The following is a 23,911-nucleotide window of genomic DNA, read 5'->3' as shown; positions in this document are numbered from 1 at the left end:
CGTGGGCACGCGCTCGGTGGCCGGCGGGCGCCCCGGGGGCTGCTCCGACGGTCGGGGAGCCGCGCCCGCCGGGCGGCCCGAGGCGCGGTCGAGGCGCGGGATCATCCGGGTGGGCTCCGGGTCGGCCGGGGTGCCGGAGGAGCCCCGTCCGCGGGCGCTGTCGGCGCCGTACAGCCAGCCGTACTGAGAGTCCTCGTCGTCGTTCCCACCGGCCGGCACAGCCCGACGGTACAGCCCGGCCCGGCCCCGCGCGGGCTGTCGCGCCACCCCACGGCGCGCCGCCGCGGAGGCGGCTCGCGAGCCTGGTGTGATGTGGCGGCACCTCGCCACCGTGGCACGTGCCGCCCGCCCCTCGTCCCCGACGAAGAGGTCTTCCCCTCATGGCGTCCTTGCTGACCGACCCGCCAGCGACCCGTCCCGTCCCGCCCCGTCGGCCCTCCCCGGCCCACGCGTTCCGTCGCGCCCTGGTGCTGGTGCTGATGACGCTGGTGCTGCCCGGGTCGGCCCAGCTCGTCGCCGGCAACAAGCGCGTCGGGCGCCTCGCGCTGCGGGTGTGGGCCGGGCTGCTCGGCACGGGCCTGCTGCTCGCCGGCCTCGGCTGGCTGTTCGACAGCTTCGTGTTCTGGATGCTCAGCAACGGGCTCGTGCTCGGCCTCGTGCGGGCGCTGCTCATGGTGCTCGCCGTCGGCTGGGCGCTGCTCTTCCTCGACGCCTGGCGCCTCGGCGACCCGCTGGCGCTGCGGCGCAAGCAGCGGCTGGTGATGCTGGGCCTCAACGGGCTGCTCTGCCTCTCGGTCGCCGGGTCCCTGCTCTTCGCCTCGCACCTCGTCGGGGTGCAGAAGACCTTCCTGTCCACGGTCTTCGCCGACGGCACGGCGGTCGGCGCCCACGACGGACGCTTCAACGTGCTCCTGCTCGGCGGTGACTCCGGCGACGACCGCTGGGGCCTGCGACCCGACTCGATCCAGGTCGCGAGCATCGACGCCGAGACCGGCGAGACGGTGCTGTTCGGCCTGCCCCGCAACATGCTCAACTTCGACTTCCCCGAGGGCTCGGTGATGGCCGAGCAGTTCCCCGACGGCTACGACTGCGGTGCCGAGTGCGAGCTGAACTCGCTGGCGACGTACGCCGCCGACCACCCCGAGCTGTTCGAGGGCTACGCCGACCCGGCGGTCGAGGCGACCAAGGAGGGCGTCGAGGGCATCACCGGGCTGCCGATCAACTACTACGTCATGGTCAACATGCAGGGCTTCGAGAAGCTCGTCGACGCCGTCGGCGGCATCGAGCTCAACGTCCGCGAGGACATCCCGATCGGCGGTGGCGCCGCCGGCCAGACGGGCACGGTCGAGGCGGGGCACCGCACCCTGGACGGGTTCGAGGCGCTGTGGTTCGCCCGCTCCCGGATGAGCTCCGACGACTACTCCCGCATGGCGCGGCAGAAGTGCGTCATCGACGGCATGGTCCGCCAGCTCAGCCCGCAGAACGTGCTGCTGAACTTCCAGGCGCTGGCCGACGCCGGCTCGGCGCTGGTGAGCACCGACCTGCCGCGCAGCGAGGTCGACCGCTTCACCGCACTCGCGCTCAAGGCACGGAGCCAGCCGATCCGCACCGTGTCCTTCGTCCCGCCCCTCGTCAACACCTCGTCGCCCGACCTCGACCTCATCCACGACAAGGTGCAGCAGGCGGTCGACCCCTCCGACGGTGAGAAGAAGGCTCCGACGACGCGGGCGACCGCCCCGGTCCAGGCCGAGACCACCGGCGGCTCGATCGGCAACCTGCGCGACGGCTACGGCGCCAACCAGGCCGAGGACCTGTCGGCCGCCTGCTGAGGCGGGGGTGGGGTCGTAGGGTGCCGGGCGTGCCGAACGAGGGAGCAGCCGCGCGCGTCGTCGCCGTGGTCGTGACGTGGAACCGTCGCGACCTGCTCGTCGAGGCCCTCGACGCGCTCGGGGCGCAGTCGCACGCCCTCGCCGCGACCGTCGTGGTCGACAACGCCTCCACCGACGGCACCGACGTCGTGCTGCGCGAGCGGGCCGCCCGGGAGCCCGGTCTCGACGTGGTCGCGCTCGGGGTCAACGTCGGCGGCGCCGGCGGCTTCGCCGCAGGCATCGCGCAGGCGCTGACGCACCGACCCGACCTGGTCTGGCTGCTCGACGACGACACCGTGCCCACGCCGAGCGCGCTCGCCGAGCTGCTGCGCGCGCGAGCGGCGTACGACGGCCCCCGTCCGGCGGTGCTGGCGAGCCGGGTCCGCTGGACCGACGGCCGCGACCACCCGATGAACACCCCCCGCGCCAAGCCGGGGGCCTCGGCGCAGGAGCGTCGGGCCGCCGAGGCCGTCGGCGCGGTGCCGATCCGCTCCGCGAGCTTCGTCTCGCTGCTGTGCGACGCCGGGGTGGTGCGGCTGCGCGGGCTGCCGCTGGCCGACTACTTCTTGTGGAACGACGACTTCGAGTACTCCACCCGGCTGCTCCGCGGCCGCGTGGGCCTCTACATCCCGGCGAGCGTGGTGGTGCACAAGACCAAGGCCTTCGGCGGCACCGAGGCCGACCCGGGGGAGCGGTTCTACTTCGAGGTCCGCAACAAGCTCTGGTTGTTCTCGCGTGCCGACGGCCTGGCGCCGTCCGAGAAGGCGCTCTACGGCGCCAGCACGCTGCGCCGCTGGGCCCGCACCGTGCGCGGCTCCTCGCGCCGCTCGGTGCTGCTGCGGGCGGGGGCGCGCGGGTTGCGCGACGGCGTGGTGCGGGCGCCCCGTCCCACCTCGGAGGTGCTCGAGAGGGCCGGCTGGCGGGTGCCCCTCGACCTGGCGGGCGCCGCCGACGAACGCCGGCTGCCGCCCGGACAGCCCTTCACGCTGCTCGTGGCGACGTACGGCGGTGACCGCGCCGACTTCCTGCGCGTCGCCTTCGAGTCCTCGGTGCAGCGGCAGACCCGGCGGCCCGCCCAGGTCGTGCTGGTGCAGGACGGCCCGGTGCCCGAGGCGCTGGCCGCCGAGATCGCCCACCTCGTCGCGACCAGCCCGGTGCCGGTGACCCACCTGCCGCTCGTCGACAACGTGGGCCTCGGGCCGGCGCTCGACGCCGGCCTGGCGGCCAGCGAGCACGAGGTCGTGGCGCGCATGGACGCCGACGACGTCAGCGAGCCCGAGCGGTTCGCCCGGCAGCTCCCGGTGATCGAGGCCGGGGCCGACATCGTGGGCTCGGGGCTGCTCGAGTTCGGCGAGCACCCCGACGACGTGGTCGGACGCCGCACGCCGCCCACCGACGCCGACGAGATCCGGCGGGTGGTCCGCTTCCGCGACCCCTTCAACCACCCGACGGTCGTCTACCGCCGCAGCGCGGTGCTGCGCGCCGGGGGCTACACCGACCAGGCACTGATGGAGGACTACCTCCTCTTCACCCGCATGGTCGCCGGCGGTGCCGTGCCGGCCAACCTCGCCGAGCCGCTGGTGCGCTACCGCGTCGGCGCCGGGGCCTACGCCCGCCGCGGGGGCCTCGACCTGCTGCGGTCCGAGGTCGCGCTGCAGCGCCGCTTCCGCGACCTCGGGCTCACCACGCGGGGGCAGTACCTGCGCAACGTCGCCGTCCGGGGCGGCTACCGCTTGGTCCCGGAGCCGGTGCGCCGGGCGGCGTACCGGCGCCTGCTGGCCAACCGCACCGGCCACGCCCGGGCGACCGCCCGCATCTAGAGTGACCCGACCCCTCGACACCCAGGAGACCCCCGCGTGAGCGACACCACTGCCAGCCCCGCCGCCGACGACCTGCCCGACCTGCTGGTCGTGGGCGCCGGCTTCTTCGGCCTGACCGTCGCCGAGAGGGTCGCCGCCGAGCAGGGCAAGCGGGTGCTCGTGATCGACCGGCGCCACCACCTCGGTGGCAACGCCTACAGCGAGCGCGACCCCGAGACCAACGTCGAGGTGCACAAGTACGGCGCCCACCTCTTCCACACTTCCAACGAGAAGGTCTGGGAGTACGTCAACCGCTTCACCGACTTCACCGACTACCGCCACAAGGTGTTCGGCAAGTACCGGGGCCAGGTCTACTCACTGCCGATGAACCTCGCGCTCATCAACCAGTTCTTCGGCAAGAGCCACACCCCGCAGGAGGCGCGCGAGCTCATCGCCGAGCAGGCCAGCGAGATCGCCACCGAGGACGCCACGAACCTCGAGGAGAAGGCGATCAGCCTCATCGGCCGCCCGCTGTACGAGGCGTTCATCAAGGGCTACACCGCCAAGCAGTGGCAGACCGACCCCACCGAGCTCAGCGCCGACATCATCACGCGGCTGCCGGTCCGCTACACCTTCCAGAACGGCTGGTTCAGCGACACCCACGAGGGCCTGCCGGTCGACGGGTACACCGCCTGGCTCGAGCGCATGGCCGACCACCCGCTGATCGAGGTGCGGCTCGAGACCGACTTCTTCGACGTGGCCGACCACTACAAGGGCAAGGTCCCGATCGTCTACACGGGCCCGGTCGACGAGTACTTCGACCACTCCGAGGGTCGGCTGTCGTGGCGCACCGTCGACCTGCGCGAGTCGGTCGAGGAGGTCGACGACTTCCAGGGCACGGGCGTCGTCAACTACAACGACCAGGACGTGCCCTTCACGCGCATCATCGAGTTCAAGCACTTCCACCCCGAGCGCGAGAAGACGCACCTGCCCGGCAAGACGGTGGTCGTCCACGAGTACTCCCGCTTCGCCGAGGAGGGCGACGAGCCCTACTACCCGGTCAACACGGCCGCGGACCGCGAGCGCCTGGTGCGCTACCGCGAGCTGGCCAAGGCCGAGCCGATGGTGCTGTTCGGTGGCCGGCTCGGCACCTACCAGTACCTCGACATGCACATGGCCATCGGCTCGGCGCTCTCGATGTACGAGAACAAGCTGCGGCCCCACTTCGCGGAGGGTGCCGACCTCGCCTCCGGCGGCGTCGCCGAGTGAGCCGGCCCACGCGCCGGGCTCCGGCGTGTGGGTTGCGTGTGACACGTGTGACCGGTGAGACTGGTACAGATCGGTCCAGACCTGCTGACAGCGGGTGTGGACTTCCGGTAGGTCCACGCCCGTCGGGCGTCTATCGTGTCGCAGTCGGCCCGTCGTCCGGGGAACGGGCCCAGCTCTTGGGGGAAAAGTTGTTCAAGCGCCTCGCCGCTCTCGTCATGGTCCTGCTCGTCGCGTCGGGACTCCAGGTCACGACGCTCTCGCCGGCGTCGGCCACGCCGTCCGCGGGCTCGACCTTCAACACGCCGTACCCCTGGGGCAAGCTGTCGGCGCGCTACAAGATCGTCTCCAAGATCGAGGCCGCGATCCGCGCGGTCCCGGCGCAGTCGGCGCAGAACCCCAACCCGGTCATCCACATCAGCACCTACTTCCTCGACCGGCGCAGCGCGTCCAACGAGCTGCTCGCCGCGTGCAAGCGCGGCGTGTCGGTGCGGGTGATCCTCGACAGCGGCATCAAGGACGCACCGGCCAGGGACCTCATCACCGCGCTCAACGCCGACAACGTGGTCGACGACAACCGCGACGGAGTCCCCGACAAGCCCGTGAAGTCCGGTCCGTGCAACACCAAGCTGGTGCCGCCGCCCACCGAGACCCCGACCCCGGACCCCGGTGCGCGCCAGGCTGCACCCGCCGACGAGCCGCTCGTCGACCTCGAGGGCCTGCCCGAGGTCGTCGACCCCGAGACGATGTCGACGCAGGCGCTGCAGCGCAGCGCCGACACGCCCGACGAGCGCGCGTTCACCTGGGGCTCCGACGGCAGCTACGTCAAGCGCTGCTACGGCAGCTGCCGCGGCGGCGGCGGCGCGATGCACGCCAAGTTCTTCCTCTTCAGCGCCTCCGGCAGCGCCCGTGACGTCTCGATGGTCAGCTCGTCCAACATCAACATCGGCGGCGCCGTGCGCGGCTGGAACGACCTCGTCACCTACACCGGGCGCCCGGCCCTGCGGCAGTACTTCGCCCGGATGCACCGCGAGATGACCGAGGACGTCCGCAACAACGGCCAGCTCGAGCAGTTCACCGACGGTGACACCACGGTGCGCTTCTTCCCGATGCGCAACGCCACCAAGTCGTCCGACCCGACGCTGCAGGACCTCAACAAGATCAAGTGCACCAGTGCCTTCGGTCGCACCCAGGTCAAGATCTCGATGTTCTACTGGGCGCACACCCGGGGGCTCTACCTCGCCGACAAGGTGATCGCGCTCGGTCGCGCGGGGTGCAGCGTGCAGGTGATCTACGGCGCGCCCGGCAAGGACGTCCAGAACAAGCTGATGGCCGCGGCCAAGCGCGGCACCATCTCCCTGTGGGACAGCCGCTACAAGAAGCTGCCCGCGGGTGACTACCAGACCCGCACCCACGGCAAGTTCTTCACCGTCAAGGGCACCTACAACGGCAACAGCCGGGCCTACCTGACGGTGACGGGCTCGCAGAACTGGGCCGGCTCGTCGCTGTCCGCCGGCGACGAGGTGACCCTCAACATCGCGGGCGCGAGCACCCACAACGCCTTCGTGGGCAACTGGGGCAGGATCAAGTCGCACTCCCGGCGCATCCGCTAGCCGGGTCACACCCGCACGAGAGCGAGCAGGCACTGAAGGGTCAACGGCCGTCCGGACGTCGTCGCGTCTACCTCCACCTCGGAGCCCCCAAGACCGGGACGACGTACCTCCAGCGGGTGCTGTGGCGCAACAGCAGCGAGCTCGCCTCGCACGGGCTGCTGCTCCCCGGCCGCGGCATGGCCTCGCACCACCAGGCGGCGCTCGAGCTGCGTGGCGCGTCCTTCGGCCCGCCGCCGGCGCACCGCACCCACCTGCGGCGTGCCACCTGGCAGGGTCTGGCCGACGAGGCCAACGGCTTCCGGGGTGATGTGCTCGTCTCCTCCGAGCTGCTCGCCTGGGCCGGCGGTTCCGAGGTGGCGCAGGCCCTCAGCACCTGGCCGGGCCGCGAGGTGCACCTGGTCGTGACGCTGCGCGACCTGGCGCGCCAGGTGCCGGCGGTGTGGCAGGAGGAGGTCAAGAACCGCCGCACGCTGTCCTACGCCGAGTTCCTCGACCAGGCGGTGGCCGCCGACGACCTCGAGGGCGGGCCCGGCGGGCTCTGGGGCGGGCAGGACCCGCGCCAGGTGCTCGGCCGCTGGGCCGTCGACGTCGCACCCGAGCGGGTGCACGTGGTCACCGTGCCGCCGCCCGGCGGAGGCACCGACGAGCTGTGGACGCGGTTCTGCCAGGTCCTGCGGCAGTCACCCGAGGCCTACGACACCCAGGTGCGGGGTCGCAACGTCAGCGTGGGGCTGGCCGAGGCCGAGCTCCTGCGCCAGATCACGCTGGCGCTGCCCGAGGACTTCGAGTGGGCCCACTTCGCCCGGTTGGTCAAGCACGGCCTCGCCGAGTCCCGGGGCCTCACCAGCGGAGGGTCCGAGCGGATCCAGGTCCCCGACGCCGCACGCCCCGCCCTGGCCGCGCGGGCGAGGGCCATCGAGGACTTCGTGCGTGAGCAGGGCTACGCCGTGGTCGGCGACCTCCGCGACCTGCACGTCTCGGCCGAGCCCACCGGCCACGAGCGCACCGCGCCCGACCCGGCCGACCTCGCCGACGCCGGCGTCCGGGCCGGCGTGGAGCTGCTGCGGCGGCTGTCGGCGCACCAGCCCGGACCCCCGCGACTGCGCGACCTGGTCATGGAGCGTGACGTGCGCGGGTGGGGGCGCGAGCTCAAGGCGCGTGCCCGTGCCACGGGGCGCGAGAAGCTGCCGGCGCCGGTGCGAGACGCGCTGCGCGGGCGCCGCTCCGACTGATCCGGCTCAGTCCCAGCGCAGCCACACGCGGTGCCGGGGCGGCTGGCCGTCGTCGCGCAGCGGCTCGTGCTCGACGACCGTGGCGCCGTGCTCGCGGGCCTCGGCGAGCAGCCGCTTCACCGGGAGGCCCCTGCAGGGGATCGTGGCCTTGTCGCGCCCGGCGGCACCGAGGCGGGTGCGGGTGGTGTGCACCTCGAGGAAGAGCGAGCCCCCGGGGCGGCCGACCAGCCGGGCGAGCCGCCACAGGTCGGCGCGAGCCTGGTCGCCCACCTCGCACCACAGCTGTCGCGAGCAGAGGTCGACCTGCTGCTCGCGCGACAGCTCGGCGGCCAGCGCCAGGGTCGTGCGCAGGTCGAGCAGGTTCAGGGTGCGGAACTCGGTGCCCGTGACCTCGGCGCGGCGAGCGAGCCGGCGCGCCCGGTTGACCGCGACGGGGGCGCTGTCGACGCCGAGGGCCGGTCGTCCCGTGCGTGCCCAGGCGATGGCGTCGACGCCGTCGCCGCAGCCGAGGTCGACCACGGGGCCGGTGCCGGTGGCCCGTGCCACGGCCCATCGCGTGAACGCGGCGGGCTCGCGTCGAGCCGCGTCGTCGCGGTGCACCAGGCCCCACTGGTCGCGCCGTCGACGCAGGCCGCCCAACCACCCGTCGATCCGGCGGGCCCGGGCACGGTCCTCGCCGAAGGAGAAGCTGGGGTCGGGCACCCGCCAGCCCGGGCCGTAGCACGCCTCGAGCAACGACTCGGGGTCCGCCGGGGCGGGGAGGCGACGGCCCTCGAGCTCGACCGTGCCGAGCGGCAGGATCGTCGACACCGGCAACGGGGCGCGGGCGTCGTGCACCAGGTGCAGCACGCCGTCGGTGCGCCAGCAGCCGAAGACGTCCATGTTGCGCACGCTGCCGTCGGCCTGCTTGAGGAACAGCGCGAGGAAGGCGCCGTTCTCGCGGCGCACGTGCCAGCCGTGCCCGCGCAGCGCGCGCTCGATGTCGTAGGACTCGCGGATGACGTCGACGGGGTCCTCGTGCTCGCTGAACCAAGCCAGGTCGGCGTCGACGTCGTGGCCGATGAGGTGGCCGGTGCGCACCGCGCCGAGCAGGGTCCCCCAGCTGACGAAGGCGGGCAGCCCGCACTCGTCGCGCAGCACCGCGAGCACCTCCTCGACCTGGTCGAGGTAGTGCGACTTGGTGTCCTCGCCGAGCGAGTCGAAGGCCCGGTTGAGCCGGCCGTACTTGGTCACGGCGAGGGGGCGGCCCTTGCTGTCCTCGACACTGAGCCGGCCGGTGCCCGAGCCCAGGGTGACCTCCTCGTCGTAGACGGTGGTGCCGTCAGGCCGGCGGACGAGCGTGACCTGGGCGGTGCCGTCGAGGTGGGGTCGCAGCTGCTCGGGCCAGGGCACGAGGTGGCGGCGGCCCCGGCGCTGCTCGTGCTCGACGGTGAAGGCCCAGGTGCGCCGCCCGTCGAAGGAGAGGTCGAAGACCTGGCCCTCGGCCGAGTCGAGGGTGACCCCGTCGTCGTCGATCCGGACGGTCGCGGGGTCGCGTCGCTGGCTCACGGGCGCACCCCCAGGCGCTGGAGCAGCCCGCGTACCCGCTCGGCCGGTGGGGGAGGGCCCGCATCGGTGCGGCTCGCCTCCTCGCGCGCCGCCCGCAGGTCGTCGTGCAGCCGACGGACGTCGCGAGCCATCTGCTCGACGGCGCGCGCCCCGACGGCGAGGGCCTCGTCGTCGGGCACCGAGTCGGGGTTGCGTCCGTCGCCGGGGCCGGCCTCCAGGTCGGCCAGGTCGCCGACGAGGGGGAGGTCGAGGGCCCGCAGCTCGGCGAGCATCGTCTCGTTGAGGCGTCGTACGGCGTGGGCGGCCCGCTCGGGCAGGGCGATGCGCTCGCCCCGCTGCGGCACCAGCACCTCGTGGCCGACGTACTGGCGCAGCCAGCGGTGGCGCTCCGACGCGCCGCCGAAGTCGCGCGTGAGCTGCTCGGCCACGACCGCGAGGAAGCGCGCCTGCGGGGCCCCGAGCGACTCGTTGGGCACGGCGACGCCCAGGTCGACCCCGTCGAGGCCGAGCCCGGCGGCCTCGCACCAGCGCTGCCAGAGCAGGTCGCGGGGGGCGCCGGGCGGCGGCACCGTGACCAGCCGGACGCGCTCGCGGCCGGCGGCCTCGCTCCAGCGGCCGAGCACGGCGGGGAGGTCCTGGGTCGACCACCCCCAGGCGGCGCGCAGCCGCTTGTCCTCGACGACCTCCTGGGCGTGGGCCTCGCGCACGCGCTCGCGGTGGCCATCGGCCAGCAGGGCGTCGGTGAAGTCACCGAGGCTCGCGGCGTTGCCCATCTTGAGCGACTCCTGCCACACCGCCGGTACCTGACGCAGGTAGTCGCGCGCGGTGACGACGACGACCAGGTCGTCGGTGCCGAGGTCGTCGAGGAAGCGTCGCGCCTGGGTGGCCGTCGCCTGCGAGAAGAACTCGTGGGTGACCAGGGCGGTGCCGTCCCACGCCCGCACCTCGTCGACGAGCTCGCGCCGGAGCTCCTCGGCCCGGCCCCGCCGGCCCGGTGCGCCGCCGGCGGCGCGCGCGGCGTGGAAGTGGTGCATCCGGTTGTGGCCCGGGTAGAGCACGCCCTGCTCGCGCAGCAGCGCGCGCTGGCGCCACATGATCGTCTGCAGGTAGGTCGTGCCGGTCTTGGGCAGGCCGACGTGGACGACGGTGCGGTGCGCCACCAACGGCCCTAGAGCCCGCTGCGGTAGCGGGCCAGGGCGGCGTCGACCGCCTCCTGGTCGCGCTGGGCCACGGGCAGCAGCAGCTCGCCGACGACGTCGGTCAGCTCGGCGAGACGACGGTGCAGCCGCCGACACTCCTGGACCTCGGCCTCGAGCTGGGCCAGACGGGCCTCGATCCGCTCGGCGTCGAGCCGGGCCGCTACCCGCGGTGAACCCGCCCGGGCACGGGCCCGCGCGACCAGGTCGAGGGCCTCTCCCGCGCGCTGGCGCAGGTTGTTGTCCATGTGCTCTCCCGTCCGGGTGCGCAGGCGCCGCCTGCCACCACGGACGCGCTGCGGCACGGTCTAATGTGTGCCGTCGAACTCTCGCACACCGGGTGCGGGAGACGAAGGAGGCGGTGCGGTGTGATCGGTCTGGTTCTCGCGGCGGGGGCCGGGCGCCGGTTGCGGCCCTACACCGACACGCTGCCCAAGGCACTGGTCCCGGTCGACGGCGAGCGCACCATCCTCGACATCGCGCTCGCCAACCTGGCGGCGAGCGGCCTGTCCGACGTCGCCGTGGTGGTCGGGTACGCCGCCGACGCCGTGCGCGAGCGGCAGGCGCAGCTGGAGTCCGACCACGGGGTGACCCTCGAGCTGGTCGTCAACGACAAGGCCGAGGTCTGGAACAACGCCTACTCGCTGTGGTGCGCGCGCGACGTGATGGCGCCCGGCGCGCTGCTGGTCAACGGCGACACCGTCCACCCGGTGGCCGTCGAGGAGACGCTGCTGGCGCAGGCCGGCACGGCGCGCGGCGACGACGGCATCCTGCTCGCCCTCGACCGCGACAAGACGCTCGCCGACGAGGAGATGAAGGTCGTCCTCGACGACGAGGGCCGGCTGCAGCGCATCACCAAGCTGATGGAGCCCGGCGAGGCCGACGGCGAGTACATCGGCGCCACCCTGATCGAGCCCGCTGCGGTGGCCCCGCTCGCCGAGGCGCTCCAGGCCACCTTCGAGCGAGACCCGCAGCTCTACTACGAGGACGGCTACCAGGAGCTCGTGCACCGCGGCTTCGCCATCGGCGGCGCCCGCCTGCCCGCGGGCACCTCCTGGGTCGAGGTGGACGACCACGTCGACCTCGAGAGGGCGCGGACCATCGCATGCCGATACTGACCCGGATGCTGCCGAGCCCGCTGGTCCTGGAGGTCCGGCACGGCGCGGTGGCCGACCTGGCTCAGACGCTCGACGCCACCCATATCTCCGCCACCGGTGACGTGGTCGTCGCGGTGGGCCCGTCACAGGGGCGGCGCATCTGGGAGACGCTGCACGACTCGCTGCCGAACGCCGTGTCCTTCGTGGTGGAGGACGCCTCGGTCACGACCGCCGCGGAGCTGCAGGACCTCGTGACCTCGCGCGGCTTCGACGCGGTCGTCGGCATCGGCGGCGGCCGCGTCCTCGACGTCGCCAAGTACGCCGCCACGCGGGCCGGGGTGCCGATGGTCGCGGTCGCGACCAACCTCGCCCACGACGGGGTGTGCTCGCCGGTGGCCTCGCTGACCCACGGCAACGGCAAGGGGTCCTACGGCGTCGCCATGCCGCTGGCGCTGCTCGTCGACCTCGACTTCGTGCTGGCCGCGCCGGCCCGCCTGGTGCGCGCCGGCATCGGCGACGTGCTGAGCAACCTCTCGGCGGTGGCCGACTGGCAGCTCGCGCACGACGTGCGGGGCGAGCCCTTCGACGGTCTCGCGGCCGCCCTGGCGCGCAACGCTGCCGAGTCGCTGCTGCGGCGCGAGGACACCATCGCCGACGACGACCTGCTGGTGACGCTGGCCGACGCGCTGTCGCTCTCGGGCCTGGCGATGTCGGTGGCGGGCTCGTCGCGACCCTGCAGCGGCGCCTGCCACGAGCTGTTGCACGCGACCGACCAGCTGTTCCCCGGCACGGGCGAGCACGGCGAGCTCGCGGGGCTCGGCGCCCTGTTCGCGACCTTCCTGCGCGGCGACGAGGCGCTGCTCGCCCGCGTGCGGGCGACGCTGGAGCACCACGGCCTGCCGACGCTGCCCGAGCACGTCGGGCTGAGCCGGGAGCAGTTCGTGACCGTGGTCGAGGCCGCCCCGCGCACGCGGCCCGACCGCTACACCATCCTCGAGCACCTCGACCTCGGCCCCGCGGCCGTCCGCGACCGGGTCGCCGACTGGGTCGACGCCAGCGCCTGACCCGACGTCCCGATCCGCCGTCCCGATTCGCCGCCATGGCCCGCTGTCACGGCGGCCCGTCGCGCCGGGTCGAGCAGGGGTCTCCTGCTACCGTCCACTGGTCGTGGTCGCCGTCGCGCTGGTCCGCCCCGAACGGCTGGACGGCGCCGGTGCGCCCGCCCCCGAGCACCCGTGCACACTCCCGACCTCAGGCAGGTAATCGTGAGCATCGCCAGTCCGTCAGCGCCGCCGGCGACGTCCGGGACCGCGCACCGCGTGGTCCAGCGCACCCTCCTCGTGCCCGACCAGGAGCCCGACGTCCGCACCCTCTACGTGCACGGCGTCTCGCGGTTCTTCGCCCGCGACGACGACGGCACCCGGCAGTCGGGCGCCGAGTCCACCTCGCGCAAGGGCAGCAACGACAAGGCCCAGTCCGAGGTGATCGAGGGCCTGCAGGGCTTCGGCCTCGTGACCTCCGAGCGCCACCTCGTCGTGGAGCCGCTCAAGCGCGTCACCCTCGGCACCTACTTCAACGCCTTCCCCGCGAGCTACTGGCGACGGTGGAGCGACGCCGACGAGGTACGCCTCACGCTCCGGGTCAAGGGCCACGGCGCCGTCGCCGTCTACCGCTCGACCGCCAAGGGCCACGCGATGATGGTCGAGTCGCGCCAGGTGGACGCCGAGGAGGTGGAGGAGGTCGTCCTCGACCTCACCCTCGGCCCGTTCATCGACGGCGGGTGGTACTGGTTCGACGTCAACGCCAGCGAGCAGCGGCTGGTGCTCGAGGAGGCCACCTGGTCGGTCGCCGACCACGGAGCCGAGCACGGCACCGTCGCGATCGGCATCACCACCTACAACCGTCCCGACTTCTGCGTCGGCCAGCTCACCACGCTCGCCGCACGTCCCGACGTGCTCGAGATCATCGACCAGGTCGTCGTGGTCGACCAGGGCACCCAGAAGGTGGCCGACCACCCCGACTACGCGGCCGCGGCCGAGGCGCTCGGTGACCGGCTCCGGGTCGTCGAGCAGCCCAACCTGGGTGGCTCGGGCGGCTTCTCGCGCGGCATGCACGAGGCCGTCTCGCGGGGCAGCGCCGACTACGTGCTGCTGCTCGACGACGACGTGGTCTGCGAGCTCGACGGGCTGGTCAAGGCCGTCACGTTCGCCGACATGGCCCGCCAGCCGCTGATCGTGGGCGGCCAGATGTTCAGCCTCTACGACCGCGCGGTGATGCACGCCTTCGGCGAGACGCTGGCCCCCTGGCGCTGGTTCTGGGGACCTGCTCCCGGCACCAAGCACGGCCACAACTTCACCCGCTCGTCGCTGCGCAACACCTCCTGGCTGCACCGGCGCGTCGACGTCGACTACAACGGCTGGTGGATGTGCCTGGTCCCGACGCGGGTCATCCGCGAGATCGGGCTGTCGCTGCCGATGTTCATCAAGTGGGACGACGCCGAGTTCGGGCTGCGGGCCAAGGAGCACGGCTTCCCGACGGTGACCCTGCCGGGCACCGCCGTGTGGCACGTGCCGTGGACCGAGAAGGACGACACGCTCGACTGGCAGGCCTACTTCCACGAGCGCAACCGGCTCGTCACTGCGCTGCTGCACTCGCCGTACGACCGCGGTGGCCGACTCGTGCGCGAGAGCCTCGAGAACCACGGCAAGCGTGTGCTGTCGATGCAGTACAGCACCGGCGAGGTCATCCTGCTCGCCCTCGAGGACGTCCTCGCGGGTCCCGAGCGGATGCACCGCGACCTGGCCCACCGGCTCGGCGAGGTCCGCGCGCTGCGGGCGCGCTACGACGACGGACGCGCGGAGACCGACCTCGCCGCGTTCCCCCCGGCGCGGGTCAAGAAGCCGCCGAAGCGCGGCCGGCCGGTCGGCGCGAGCTCCTCGCTCGTCGGTGCCGCCAAGGCTGCCGGGATGGGCCTGGTCCGCCAGGTCCTGCCCGAGCGCGAGCTCTCCCGCACCAACCCGGAGGCGCTGGTGCCCCACGTCGACCAGCGCTGGTGGCGCCTCGCTGCCTACGACTCGGCGGTGGTCTCCTCCGCCGACGGCCTCAGCGCCTCGTGGTACCGCCGCGACCGCGCCCAGTTCCAGGAGCAGGTCGCCCGCTCGGCACGGCTGCACGCCCGGCTGCTCTCCGAGTGGCCCGCGCTCTCCGAGCGCTACAAGCAGGCGCTGCCCGAGCTCGTGTCCGCGGAGACCTGGAAGGAGACCTTCGACGGTCTCGAGGACCGCGTCGGTCCCGGCGCCCTGCCGAAGGCCCCGAACCAGGACTGAGACGAGCCATGACAGAGCAGGACACCCAGCCCGGCCCCTCGGGGGCCGCCGAGCGCGACTCCGGAGCCGGGGCCGACCCCGACTCCGGGGAGGTCGACGAGCGTCGTCGTCGGCGTCGGCGGGCACGGGCTCGACGGCGGGCGCGGCGCGACGCTGACGCGATGCCCGTGGTGGAGGCGGCGGGGGAGCGGCGCGAACGGCTGGTCGAGGCCGAGCTCGTCGCCCCCGCCCCGCAGGGCGGGCTCAAGCAGGTGCTGGCCCAGCCCTACCTGCTGCGGCTCATCGTGCGGCGCCAGCTGGCGCAGATGTACGCCGCGTCGCTGCTCGGCCTGCTGTGGTCCTACGTGCAGCCGGCGCTGCGCTTCCTCGTCTACTACTTCGCCATCGGGGTCCTGCTCAACCTGCACCGCGACGTTCCCTACTTCGCGATCCACCTCTTCGCCGGCATGGTCGTGGTGCACTACTTCGCCGAGACCTGGAACGGCGGCACCCGCTCGATCTGGAACAACCGCGTCCTGATCAAGAAGATGCGGATGCCGCGCGAGGTGTTCCCGGTGGCGGCGATGGTGACCGCGGCCTACCACACCGCGCCCCAGCTGCTGGTGCTCGTCGTGGCCTGCCTCGTCATCGGGTGGTCGCCCAGCCTGGTCGCGGTGGCCGCCGGGCTGCTCGGCATCTCGATCATCGTCGTTTTCGGCATGTCGCTGGCACTGTTCTTCTCCGCCATCAACGTCTTCGCCCGCGACTTCCAGAACATCGTCGGCACGATCATGCAGTTCATGCACTTCCTGGTGCCGATGATCTATCCCTTCGAGCGCATCTACCGCTACGCCGACACCCACCCCGTGGCCTACGAGATCTACCTGGCCAACCCCGTCGCGCAGTCGGTCATCCTGATGCAGCGCTTCTTGTGGTACCCCCTGCAGACCCCGGCCGAGCAGGCCCGGATGTCGACGTCCTTCCCGCCCGACATGTGGACCCGCGGCCTGATCACCCTGGCCATCTCGCTGGTCCTGCTCGTGCTGGCCCAGCGGTTCTTCTCGCGGGTCGAGAACACCTTCCCGGAGCGACTCTGAGCCATGGCCGTGTCCATCGACGTCGACCACGTCACCAAGCAGTTCACGATGCAGTACCACCGCGGCCTGAAGCAGATGGCGGTGGCGAAGGCCAAGCGGCTCCCCCTGCGGGAGAAGTTCACGGCCGTCGACGATGTGAGCTTCTCGGTGGAGCAGGGTGAGTCCATCGGCCTGATGGGGCTCAACGGCTCCGGCAAGAGCACGTTGCTCAAGCTGATCAACGGCGTCATGCGGCCCGACGAGGGTGTGCTGCGCACGCGGGGTCGCATCGCCGGCCTGATCGCGACGGGGGCCGGTTTCCACCCACAGCTCACCGGTCGCGAGAACCTCTTCCTCAACGGCGCCATCCTGGGCATGGGCGAGAAGGAGACCCGCCGCAAGTTCGACGACATCGTCGAGTTCGCGGGCCTGGGCAAGTTCCTCGACACCCCGGTCTCGCACTACTCCTCCGGCATGTACGCCCGGCTCGGGTTCTCGATCGCCGTGCACGTCGACGCCGACATCTTCCTGGCCGACGAGGTGCTCGCCGTGGGGGACCGACCGTTCCGGCGCAAGTGCATGGAGCGGATGCAGCAGATCCGCGCCGACGGGGCGACCATCTTCTACGTCAGCCACGCGACGGCCTCGGTGCGCGCCATGTGCGACCGGGTGCTGGTGCTCGAGAAGGGGCAGCTGACCTTCGACGGCCCCACCGAGGACGGCATCCGCTTCCTGCACTACGAGGACCCGGACAACAACGAGGAGGCCGACGAGGAGATCGGCGCCGACGTCTGAGCGTTGTTCCTCGTGGGCGTGAAATGACAGAGGTGGAATTAAAAGAATGCGCAGAAATACAGGAATGTAATTAGCGCATTCAGGTTGCGGGCGCACCTGAAACCAATGTGAATATTGGTTACTCGTGTGATTTGAACTTCCCCCGCACCCCCTCGGAGTCCCACCCATGCGCCTCAGTCGTGCCCGCTACGTCACGGTCTGCCAGCAATCACTGGTGACCGCCGTCGTCCTGGCCGTGGCGGCCTCGGCCGCGGGTGTCCGGACCCTCGACATCGTGCCGACGCCCGGCACCGGTGCGTCGGCGGTGGTGCCACAGCCCGCACCGGGAAGCGAGACGCGGGAGGCGGTCGTCGCGACCGAGCCCGCGAAGCCCACGGTGCGCGAGGTCGCGGTCGAGGAGGTCGCACCGGGTGCGCGTCAGCAGCAGCCGACGAAGCAGCCGACCCAGGCGCCGACCCAGGCGCCGACCCAGGCGCCGACCCCGACACAGGACCCGACGCAGGACCCGAGCCCCCGTGCCGGGCGCACGCCTGCCCCCAGCGCCAGCCCGACCATCGACGGCCGCCGCGTCGTCGCGCAGTCGGACCCGGCTGCGGTCGAGGGCTTCGCCACCGTCGGCGTGACGTGGGACGACGCCCGCGCCGCCGACGAGTACGCGGAGGACGAGATCACGGTGCAGGTCCGCACCGAGACGGACGGCACGTGGACCGGCTGGGCGCCGGTGGAGTACCACGACGACCACGGTCCGGACGCCGCGGAGGAGACGCGTGCCCAGGAGCGGGCGGGCACCGAGCCGGTCGTGGTGGGTGACGTCGACCAGGTGCAGGTCCGCGCCGCGACCGACGACGGCTCGGCGCCGACCGACCTCGCGCTCGCCGTGGTCGACCCGGGCGACACCGGCTCCGCCACCCAGCAGCCCGCGCTCGAGCCGGGCGTGCCGGCCGCCGGTGACAATGCCGATGACAGTGCCGGCGAGGACGGTGCCTCCGTGGACGGGGCCTCCGAGGGTGCACCAAGGGACGGGGGCCAGGCTGCCGCGCCGGCCGACGACACCGTCACGCTCAGCGCCGCACGCTCGGTGGCCAAGCCGACGATCTTCTCGCGGGCCCAGTGGGGAGCCGACGAGCGGCTGCGCGACGGCAAGCCGAGCTACGGGACGGTCAGGACCGGCTTCATCCACCACACGGTCAACGCCAACACCTACAGCGAGGCCTCGGTGCCGAGCCTGATCCGCGGCATCTACGCGTACCACACCCAGGCCCGCGGCTGGTCCGACATCGGCTACAACTTCCTCGTCGACCGTTTCGGCAAGATCTGGGAGGGCCGCTACGGCGGCGTCGACCGTGCCGTCGTGGGTGCGCACACCTCGGGCTACAACTCCTCCTCGTTCGCGATGTCGGCCATCGGCAACTTCGACGTCGTCGCACCGCCGCAGGCCGTCGTCGACGCCTACTCGCGGCTCTTCGCGTGGAAGCTGTCCCTCGCCGGGGTCAAGGCGAACGCCACCGGCATCCGGCTGGGCAGTCGCACCTTCCAGGGCATCAACGGCCACCGGGACGCGGGCAGCACCGCCTGCCCCGGCCGCTACCTCTACGCCAGGCTCGGCGAGGTCCGTACCGCCGCGACGCGGCTGCAGAACGGCGCGGCGACAGCGCCCAAGCCCACCCCGACGCCGACGCCGACCCCGACGCCGACCCCGGCCCCCGTCAGTGGTCCGCCGCTGGCGGCCATGACCTCGCCGACGCAGAGCCTGCGGACGTGGAGCAAGCAGCCGACCGGCCTGGACTTCCCTGACACCCGCAGCCTGGTCGGTCGTACGGGCGCCGACGTCGTGCTGGTCCGGCCCGACGGCACCGTCGAGCTGCAGCCGACCGCGGGATCGACCACGGCGTTCGACACCGTGGTGCGGACGGTGGGCGGATGGTCGCGCACCGACCTGCTCGCGGCGGCCGGCGACCTGACCGGCGACGGCCTGGGTGACGTCGTGGCGCGTGACCGGGGCGGCGACCTGCGGCTGCACGCCGGCACCGGGGACGGCCGGGTGGCCGCCCGCGGCACCGCCGTCTCACCGACCTTCCCCGACGCCCGTTCCGTGGCCTCGGCGGGCGACTGGAACGGCGACCGGCGAGGCGACCTGCTCGTCCGCAACGGCCGCTCCCAGCTGGTCGTGTGGTTCGGTCGTGGCGCGGGCAGCTTCGTCCGCGGTCCGGTCCTCGCGCAGAGCTGGTCGCACCAGGCGGCCGCGGTCGCCGGCGACCTCGACGGAGACGGTCGGCCCGAGGTGGTCGGGCTCGCGTCCGGGCGCGTCGACGTCTACCGCACCACGGCCACCAGGCTCGGGTCCCGGGTGCACAGCGTGCGGCCGACCGGTGCCGTCGCCGTCGGCGCCGCGCCCGGCGCGGCCGGCGACCTCAGCGGTGACGGCATCGCCGACGTGCTCGCCTTCGACGGGACCGCCGCCCGGGTGCTCGCCGGCACGAAGAAGCCCGCGCTCGCGGCGGCCGGCACGGCGCTCGTGACGCCTGCGGGGCTGCGGCTCCCCGGGGTGGGGCAGCTCACCGGGAGCGCCGCGGGCGACGTCGTGGCGGTCTCCGGCGACGACCTGGTGGTGGCGGCGCACAACGGCGCGCCCGCCACGCCCGCCCCCGTGCCGACCAACGTCGTCGTGCCCAGTGGCAGCCAGGTGCTCTCGGTCGGCGACTGGGACCGCGACGGGCACGGCGACCTCGTCGTGCGCGAGGGCGACCGGTTGCTGCTCCGTGCGGGCAACGGGTCGGGCCGCTTCGAGGCCGCGGTGACCATGAGCACGGGCTGGCGCAGCATCACCCGCCTCGCGGCCGTCGGCGACCTCACGGGCGACGAGCGCCCCGACCTCGCCGGGTCGACGGCGACCGGGCCGATGCGGATCTTCCCGGGCAACGGCCGCACCGGCACCTACGCACCGGTCACCGCGCCCGCGGCGCTGCGCACGTTCAACCGGGTCGGGATCGGTTCGTGGCGACCGACCGTCGCGAAGCAGAACCTCACCAGCAGGGGCGGCTCGTTCGTGCCGGCCGGCGACCGGGGCGTCCCGAGCCTGACGGCCTACGACCAGGTGGCCGGGCTCGGTGACGTCGACGGTGACGGGCGCGACGACCTCGTGGTCAAGGAGCGCAGCTCTGGTCGGCTGCTGGTGCTGCCCGGCTCGGCGTCCGGGCTGGCGAAGGCCCGCTACCTCGGCCGGACCCTGGCGGGCTGGTCGCTCGGCGGCTGACTAGGCCGGGGCGGTCCGGGTGACCGCCTCCTGCGCGGCGCGGGCCTCGAGGGGGCCCGCGCCGTGGCGCACGTAGACGACCGAGCCCCCCAGCAGCGGCACGAGCAGGCCGGGCACGCCTCGCTCGCTCGCGGGGTGGGCCGTCGTCAGCAGGCGGTCGCGGGTCTGCTCGCCGTACGCCGCCGCGGCGGTCAGCAGCTCGGCCAGGGTGGCCTCGCCCTCGGGGCCACGCCAGGCCGTCTCGTCGCCGGTGGGGGGCACCACGGCGACGTGGACGTCGCTCTGGCCTGGCCACAGGTGCCCGTGGTCGGCGACGCCCGCCGGGAGCGGCTCGGGGCTCGGCAGGGCGAAGGGGTGCAGCGAGCACGCCAGCACCGGCACGGGGCCGGCGGCGTGCCGTGCGGCACGGGCGACGTCGGTCACCACGAGGTCGTGGGTGGTGCGGGGGTCGGTCGTCACCGCCAGCCCGGCTGCCCACGCTCCGCCGAGCAGCACGGGCACGAGCCAGTGCGACGGCAGGTCGACGAGCACGGTGGCGTCGTCGTCGAGGTCGAGCTCGTCGCGGAAGAGGTTGGCGTGCTTGGCGACCCAGTTGGCCCAGCTGGTGACGGACAGCTCGGTGCGCTCGCCGGTCGCGTCGTCGTAGTAGGTGACCAGCGGGGAGCCGGGCTGGTCGCGCAGCCTCCGCTCGAGCAGCTGGGCCAGGGTCCGAGGAGTGGCAGTGGTCATCGCGGTCGAGGTTAGCCCCGTGACAAGCCCCGTGACAGGATCCGGCGCGTGAGCGACGACGTCCTGCCACGGCTGTGGGCCGTGGTCCCCGCCGGAGGCGCCGGCACGCGGCTGTGGCCGCTGTCGCGCGCCCAGCGGCCCAAGTTCCTGCTCGACCTCACCGGTGCCGGGCGCACCCTGCTCCAGGGCACCGTCGACCGGCTGCAGCCTCTCGTCGGCGACCGGGTCGTCGTCGTCACCGGGGCGGCGCACGAGCGCGCCGTGCGCCGCCAGCTGCCGGGCGTGCCGCGGGTGCTCGCCGAGCCGGCCCCGCGCGACTCGATGGCGGCCATCGGGTGGGCGGCCGCGGTGCTCGAGCGCGAGCACCCCGACGCGATCATCGGCAGCTTCGCCGCCGACCACGTGGTGCTGCAGACCGACGAGTTCCGCGACGCGGTGCGCGAGGCGGCCGCCGTGGCCGCGACCGGGCGGCTCGTGACGATCGGCATCGAGCCGACGGGACCGTCCACCGCCTTCGGCTACGTCGCCGGCGGCGCACCGCTCGACGGGTTCGCGACCGCGCTCGCGGTGCGCGAGTTCGTGGAGAAGCCCGACGCGGCCAGGGCGGCGGCGTACGTCGCCTCGGGCGAGTACCGCTGGAACGCCGGCATGTTCCTCGTCGGCGCCACCCGGCTGCTCGACCTGCTCGCCGGGCAGCACCCCGACCTCGCGGAGGGGCTGCGGGCGGTCGCCGCCGACCCCTCGTCGCTCGAGCGTCGTTGGCCGGGCCTGCGACGCATCGCCATCGACCACGCGGTCGCCGAGCCCGCGGCCGCCGCCGGGCACGTCGCGATGGTGCCGGGGCCCTTCGCCTGGGAGGACCTCGGCGACTTCGCCGCCCTCGCCGACCTGCAGGGCCGCGAGCCCGGCCTGCGCGTGCTGGGTGACCCCGCCCACGTGGTCGGCCACGACAGCAGCGGTCTCGTGGTGCCGGGCGGACGCCGCCTCGTGGGCGTCGTCGGTCTCGACGACGTCGTCGTGGTCGACACCGGCGACGCCGTGCTGGTCACCACCACCGAGCGGGCGCAGGACGTCAAGGCGCTCGTCGAGGAGCTCAAGCGCACCGGGCGCGGCGACCTGACCTGAGGTTCAGACCCCGCGCGGCGCCAGCCCGAGCACCTCGCCGTGGCTGCGCGCCACGACCCGCCAGGACAGGGCGTGGGCCGCGAGGCGGACGCGTTCTCGCGCGACGGCGTCGTCGACGCCGACCTCCACCTCGGTGCCGACGACGCGGGCACGGTGCCCGAGCGCCGCGAGGTGCGCGACGACCTCGTCCGCCGGCGCCGCGCTGCCGAAGCAGTCAGCGGCGTCGTCCGCGAGGGCGGCGAGCACCGCCTCCCGCGCCCCGAGGGCGAACATGTCGAGCTCGCGCGGGCGCACGAGCGCCCGGGCCCCCGGCCCGTGGTCACCCGGGGGACGCAGCCGGTCGCCGAGGCCCCGCACGACGCTGAGCGGCCGTCCGCCGGTCTTCCCGGTGACGAGCTCGGCCAGCCCGGCGAGCTCGTCGACCAGCGCCGGAGCGGTCACCACCAGGGGGTTCCCGTAGGCGTCCGTGTCGGGCACCGCCCCGACGGGGTCGATGCCGGCCGCGCCGAGGGCGAGGTCGGTCTGGCCGTGCCGCCACGCGCGGCCCACGGTGTCGGTCACCACCACGGCCACGTCGACCCCGCGCCGCGCGAGGAGGTCCTCACGCAGCCGGCGTGCCGAGGCGTCCGGGTCGCGGGGGAGCAGCACGACGTAACCGGGGGCCACGTTGGAGGAGTCGACACCGCCGGCCGCCATGACCAGGCCGAGGTGGTTCTCCACCACGCGGGTGCCGCCGCGCCGCGCCACCACCCGCACGGTCTCGCGCGCCACGGCGGCGTCGCGGTCGAGGGCGAGCACCTGACCCTCGGCCTTGGCGACGACCTTCGAGGTCACGAGCACCACGTCGCCGTCGCGCAGGTCGGTCCCGGTGAGCAGGTCGGCCAAGTCGGTGCCCTCGACGACCTCGCCCACGCCCTCGACCGGCCACGCCTCGAGGCGGCCGCTCACCGGCCGCCGGTCGTGCGCGCGGGGTGCTGCCGGCCGGCGAGGTCGAGCGCCTCGGCCGCCATCGTCGCCGTCGTGCCGGGGTCGGTCATCCACAGCGGCACCGCGCGGGCGCTCACGCCCTGCGACGCGAGCGGCTCCACCGCCGCGGCGTCGACGGTGTCGACCAGCCACCCGTCGAGGAAGCCCAGGGCGTCGTCGCGGGTCCGCCGACCCCGGGCGCCGTAGTGGGCGGCCACCGCCGCCGCCGAGACCTCGACGCCGACCAGGGGGAGGAGCTGGCGGGCCATGCCGCGCACGTGGTCGCCCCCGACGATGCCCGAGACCCCGACCACGGGTCCGCGCGCGGCCGCCAGCGCGGCGCGCACGCCCTTGACGCCGAGGACCGGACCGAGGGACACCACGGGGTTCGACGGCGGCACCAGCACGAGGTCGCTCTCGCCGACCGCCGCGAGCACGCCGGGCGCCGGCACCGCGTCCTCGAGGCCCACGGCCGCGACGGCGTGCGCGGTGACCTCGGCGTGGTGGCGCACCCAGTACTCCTGGAAGTGCACGGCTCGGCGCTCGCCGGTCTCGGGGTCGTCGACCACGACGTGGGTCTCCACCCGGTCGTCGCTCATCGGCACCAGCCGGACGCCGGGCTGCCAGCGCCGGCACAGCGCCTCGGTCACCTGGGAGAGCGGGTAGCCCGCCTCGAGCATCTGGGTGCGCACCAGGTGGGTCGCGAGGTCACGGTCACCCAGGCCGAACCAGGTGGGCTCCACGCCGTACGCCGCGAGCTCCTCCTTGGCGTGCCAGGTCTCGTCGAGGCGGCCCCAGCCGCGCTCCTCGTCATGGCCGCCACCGAGCGTGTACATCACGGTGTCGAGGTCGGGGCAGACCTTGAGCCCGTGCAGCCAGATGTCGTCGGCGGTGTTGGCGACGACGGTGACCTCGGGCTCCCAGCCCGGCGTGTCGCGCACCAGCCGGAGCAGACCGGTGAGGAACCGGGCCCCTCCGACCCCGCCGCTGAGCACGGTCACGGTGCGCGGAGGACCCCCGACCTCCTCCCACGCGGCTCGCCA

General features: G+C 73.6%; 18 protein-coding genes and 1 pseudogene. 12 read left to right on the top strand and 7 right to left on the bottom strand.

Annotated features, from left to right (window positions below; genetic code table 11):
• A pseudogene (locus tag ACYU8I_RS16845) lies at positions 1–219 on the bottom strand (hypothetical protein); the annotation flags it as partial.
• Between the two features lie 161 nt (positions 220–380).
• Here ACYU8I_RS16845 and ACYU8I_RS16840 point away from each other — a divergent pair.
• The 5 genes from ACYU8I_RS16840 (at position 381) to ACYU8I_RS16820 (ending at position 7,778) form a co-directional block, all read left to right on the top strand.
• Positions 381–1,829 carry an LCP family protein gene (locus ACYU8I_RS16840; RefSeq protein ID WP_460843058.1) on the top strand — a complete coding sequence of 483 codons (1,449 nt, stop codon included), beginning with the start codon at positions 381–383 and terminating at the stop codon, positions 1,827–1,829.
• A 29-nt stretch (positions 1,830–1,858) separates the two neighbouring features.
• Positions 1,859–3,688, top strand: a complete 1,830-nt coding sequence (locus ACYU8I_RS16835; RefSeq protein ID WP_460843056.1) for a glycosyltransferase — start codon at positions 1,859–1,861, stop codon at positions 3,686–3,688.
• Between the two features lie 36 nt (positions 3,689–3,724).
• Positions 3,725–4,936 (top strand): UDP-galactopyranose mutase, encoded by a 1,212-nt coding sequence (glf, locus tag ACYU8I_RS16830; RefSeq protein ID WP_460843054.1) that lies wholly within the window; start codon positions 3,725–3,727, stop codon positions 4,934–4,936.
• Between the two features lie 188 nt (positions 4,937–5,124).
• The gene (locus ACYU8I_RS16825; protein WP_460843052.1) at positions 5,125–6,546 is read left to right on the top strand and encodes a phospholipase D-like domain-containing protein; all 1,422 of its coding nucleotides are present in this window, start codon (positions 5,125–5,127) and stop codon (positions 6,544–6,546) included.
• Positions 6,547–6,662: 116 nt separating this feature from the next.
• Complete coding sequence (locus ACYU8I_RS16820) at positions 6,663–7,778, top strand: hypothetical protein (protein ID WP_460843050.1); 1,116 nt, start codon at positions 6,663–6,665, stop codon at positions 7,776–7,778.
• A gap of 6 nt (positions 7,779–7,784) precedes the next feature.
• On the opposite strand, the gene ACYU8I_RS16815 is transcribed toward ACYU8I_RS16820, so the two are convergent.
• From ACYU8I_RS16815 to ACYU8I_RS16805, 3 genes are read right to left on the bottom strand one after another with little or no spacing between them, the layout of a single operon-like run.
• Positions 7,785–9,326 (bottom strand): methyltransferase domain-containing protein, encoded by a 1,542-nt coding sequence (locus ACYU8I_RS16815; RefSeq protein WP_460843049.1) that lies wholly within the window; start codon positions 9,324–9,326, stop codon positions 7,785–7,787.
• Entirely contained in the window at positions 9,323–10,486 is a 1,164-nt protein-coding gene (locus ACYU8I_RS16810) for a hypothetical protein (RefSeq protein WP_460843047.1), read from the bottom strand. Before ACYU8I_RS16810 ends, ACYU8I_RS16815 begins: the two co-directional genes overlap by 4 nt.
• 8 nt (positions 10,487–10,494) lie before the next feature.
• Complete coding sequence (locus ACYU8I_RS16805; protein ID WP_460843045.1) at positions 10,495–10,770, bottom strand: DUF6752 domain-containing protein; 276 nt, start codon at positions 10,768–10,770, stop codon at positions 10,495–10,497.
• A gap of 120 nt (positions 10,771–10,890) precedes the next feature.
• Between ACYU8I_RS16805 and ACYU8I_RS16800 the strand changes: the two genes are divergently transcribed.
• From ACYU8I_RS16800 to ACYU8I_RS16775, 6 genes are all read left to right on the top strand, one after another.
• Entirely contained in the window at positions 10,891–11,640 is a 750-nt protein-coding gene (locus ACYU8I_RS16800) for a phosphocholine cytidylyltransferase family protein (RefSeq protein WP_460843043.1), read from the top strand.
• Positions 11,628–12,683: an iron-containing alcohol dehydrogenase family protein gene (locus ACYU8I_RS16795; RefSeq protein WP_460843040.1), complete on the top strand. Its 1,056-nt coding sequence runs from the start codon at positions 11,628–11,630 to the stop codon at positions 12,681–12,683. Before ACYU8I_RS16800 ends, ACYU8I_RS16795 begins: the two co-directional genes overlap by 13 nt.
• A gap of 255 nt (positions 12,684–12,938) precedes the next feature.
• Positions 12,939–14,945 (top strand): glycosyltransferase, encoded by a 2,007-nt coding sequence (locus tag ACYU8I_RS16790; protein ID WP_460843038.1) that lies wholly within the window; start codon positions 12,939–12,941, stop codon positions 14,943–14,945.
• A gap of 8 nt (positions 14,946–14,953) precedes the next feature.
• Positions 14,954–16,021: an ABC transporter permease gene (locus ACYU8I_RS16785; protein ID WP_460843036.1), complete on the top strand. Its 1,068-nt coding sequence runs from the start codon at positions 14,954–14,956 to the stop codon at positions 16,019–16,021.
• A 3-nt stretch (positions 16,022–16,024) separates the two neighbouring features.
• Positions 16,025–16,795, top strand: a complete 771-nt coding sequence (locus ACYU8I_RS16780) for an ABC transporter ATP-binding protein (protein WP_460843034.1) — start codon at positions 16,025–16,027, stop codon at positions 16,793–16,795.
• 166 nt (positions 16,796–16,961) lie between these two features.
• Entirely contained in the window at positions 16,962–20,048 is a 3,087-nt protein-coding gene (locus tag ACYU8I_RS16775; protein WP_460843032.1) for an FG-GAP-like repeat-containing protein, read from the top strand.
• On the opposite strand, the gene ACYU8I_RS16770 is transcribed toward ACYU8I_RS16775, so the two are convergent.
• Entirely contained in the window at positions 20,049–20,777 is a 729-nt protein-coding gene (locus ACYU8I_RS16770; RefSeq protein ID WP_460843029.1) for a TIGR03089 family protein, read from the bottom strand.
• Positions 20,778–20,825: 48 nt separating this feature from the next.
• On the opposite strand from ACYU8I_RS16770, the gene ACYU8I_RS16765 reads away from it, so the two are divergent.
• Positions 20,826–21,902, top strand: coding sequence for a mannose-1-phosphate guanylyltransferase (locus ACYU8I_RS16765; protein ID WP_460843027.1), 1,077 nt, complete (start codon positions 20,826–20,828; stop codon positions 21,900–21,902).
• A gap of 3 nt (positions 21,903–21,905) precedes the next feature.
• On the opposite strand, the gene cofE is transcribed toward ACYU8I_RS16765, so the two are convergent.
• Positions 21,906–22,850 carry a coenzyme F420-0:L-glutamate ligase gene (gene cofE / locus ACYU8I_RS16760; RefSeq protein ID WP_460843025.1) on the bottom strand — a complete coding sequence of 315 codons (945 nt, stop codon included), beginning with the start codon at positions 22,848–22,850 and terminating at the stop codon, positions 21,906–21,908.
• Positions 22,847–23,869: a 2-phospho-L-lactate transferase gene (gene cofD, locus ACYU8I_RS16755; RefSeq protein WP_460843023.1), complete on the bottom strand. Its 1,023-nt coding sequence runs from the start codon at positions 23,867–23,869 to the stop codon at positions 22,847–22,849. Before cofD ends, cofE begins: the two co-directional genes overlap by 4 nt.
• Positions 23,870–23,911 lie beyond the last annotated feature (42 nt).

It is taken from the genome of Nocardioides marmoraquaticus, from assembly GCF_054777915.1.
This window is presented reverse-complemented; position numbering and strand designations above follow the sequence as displayed.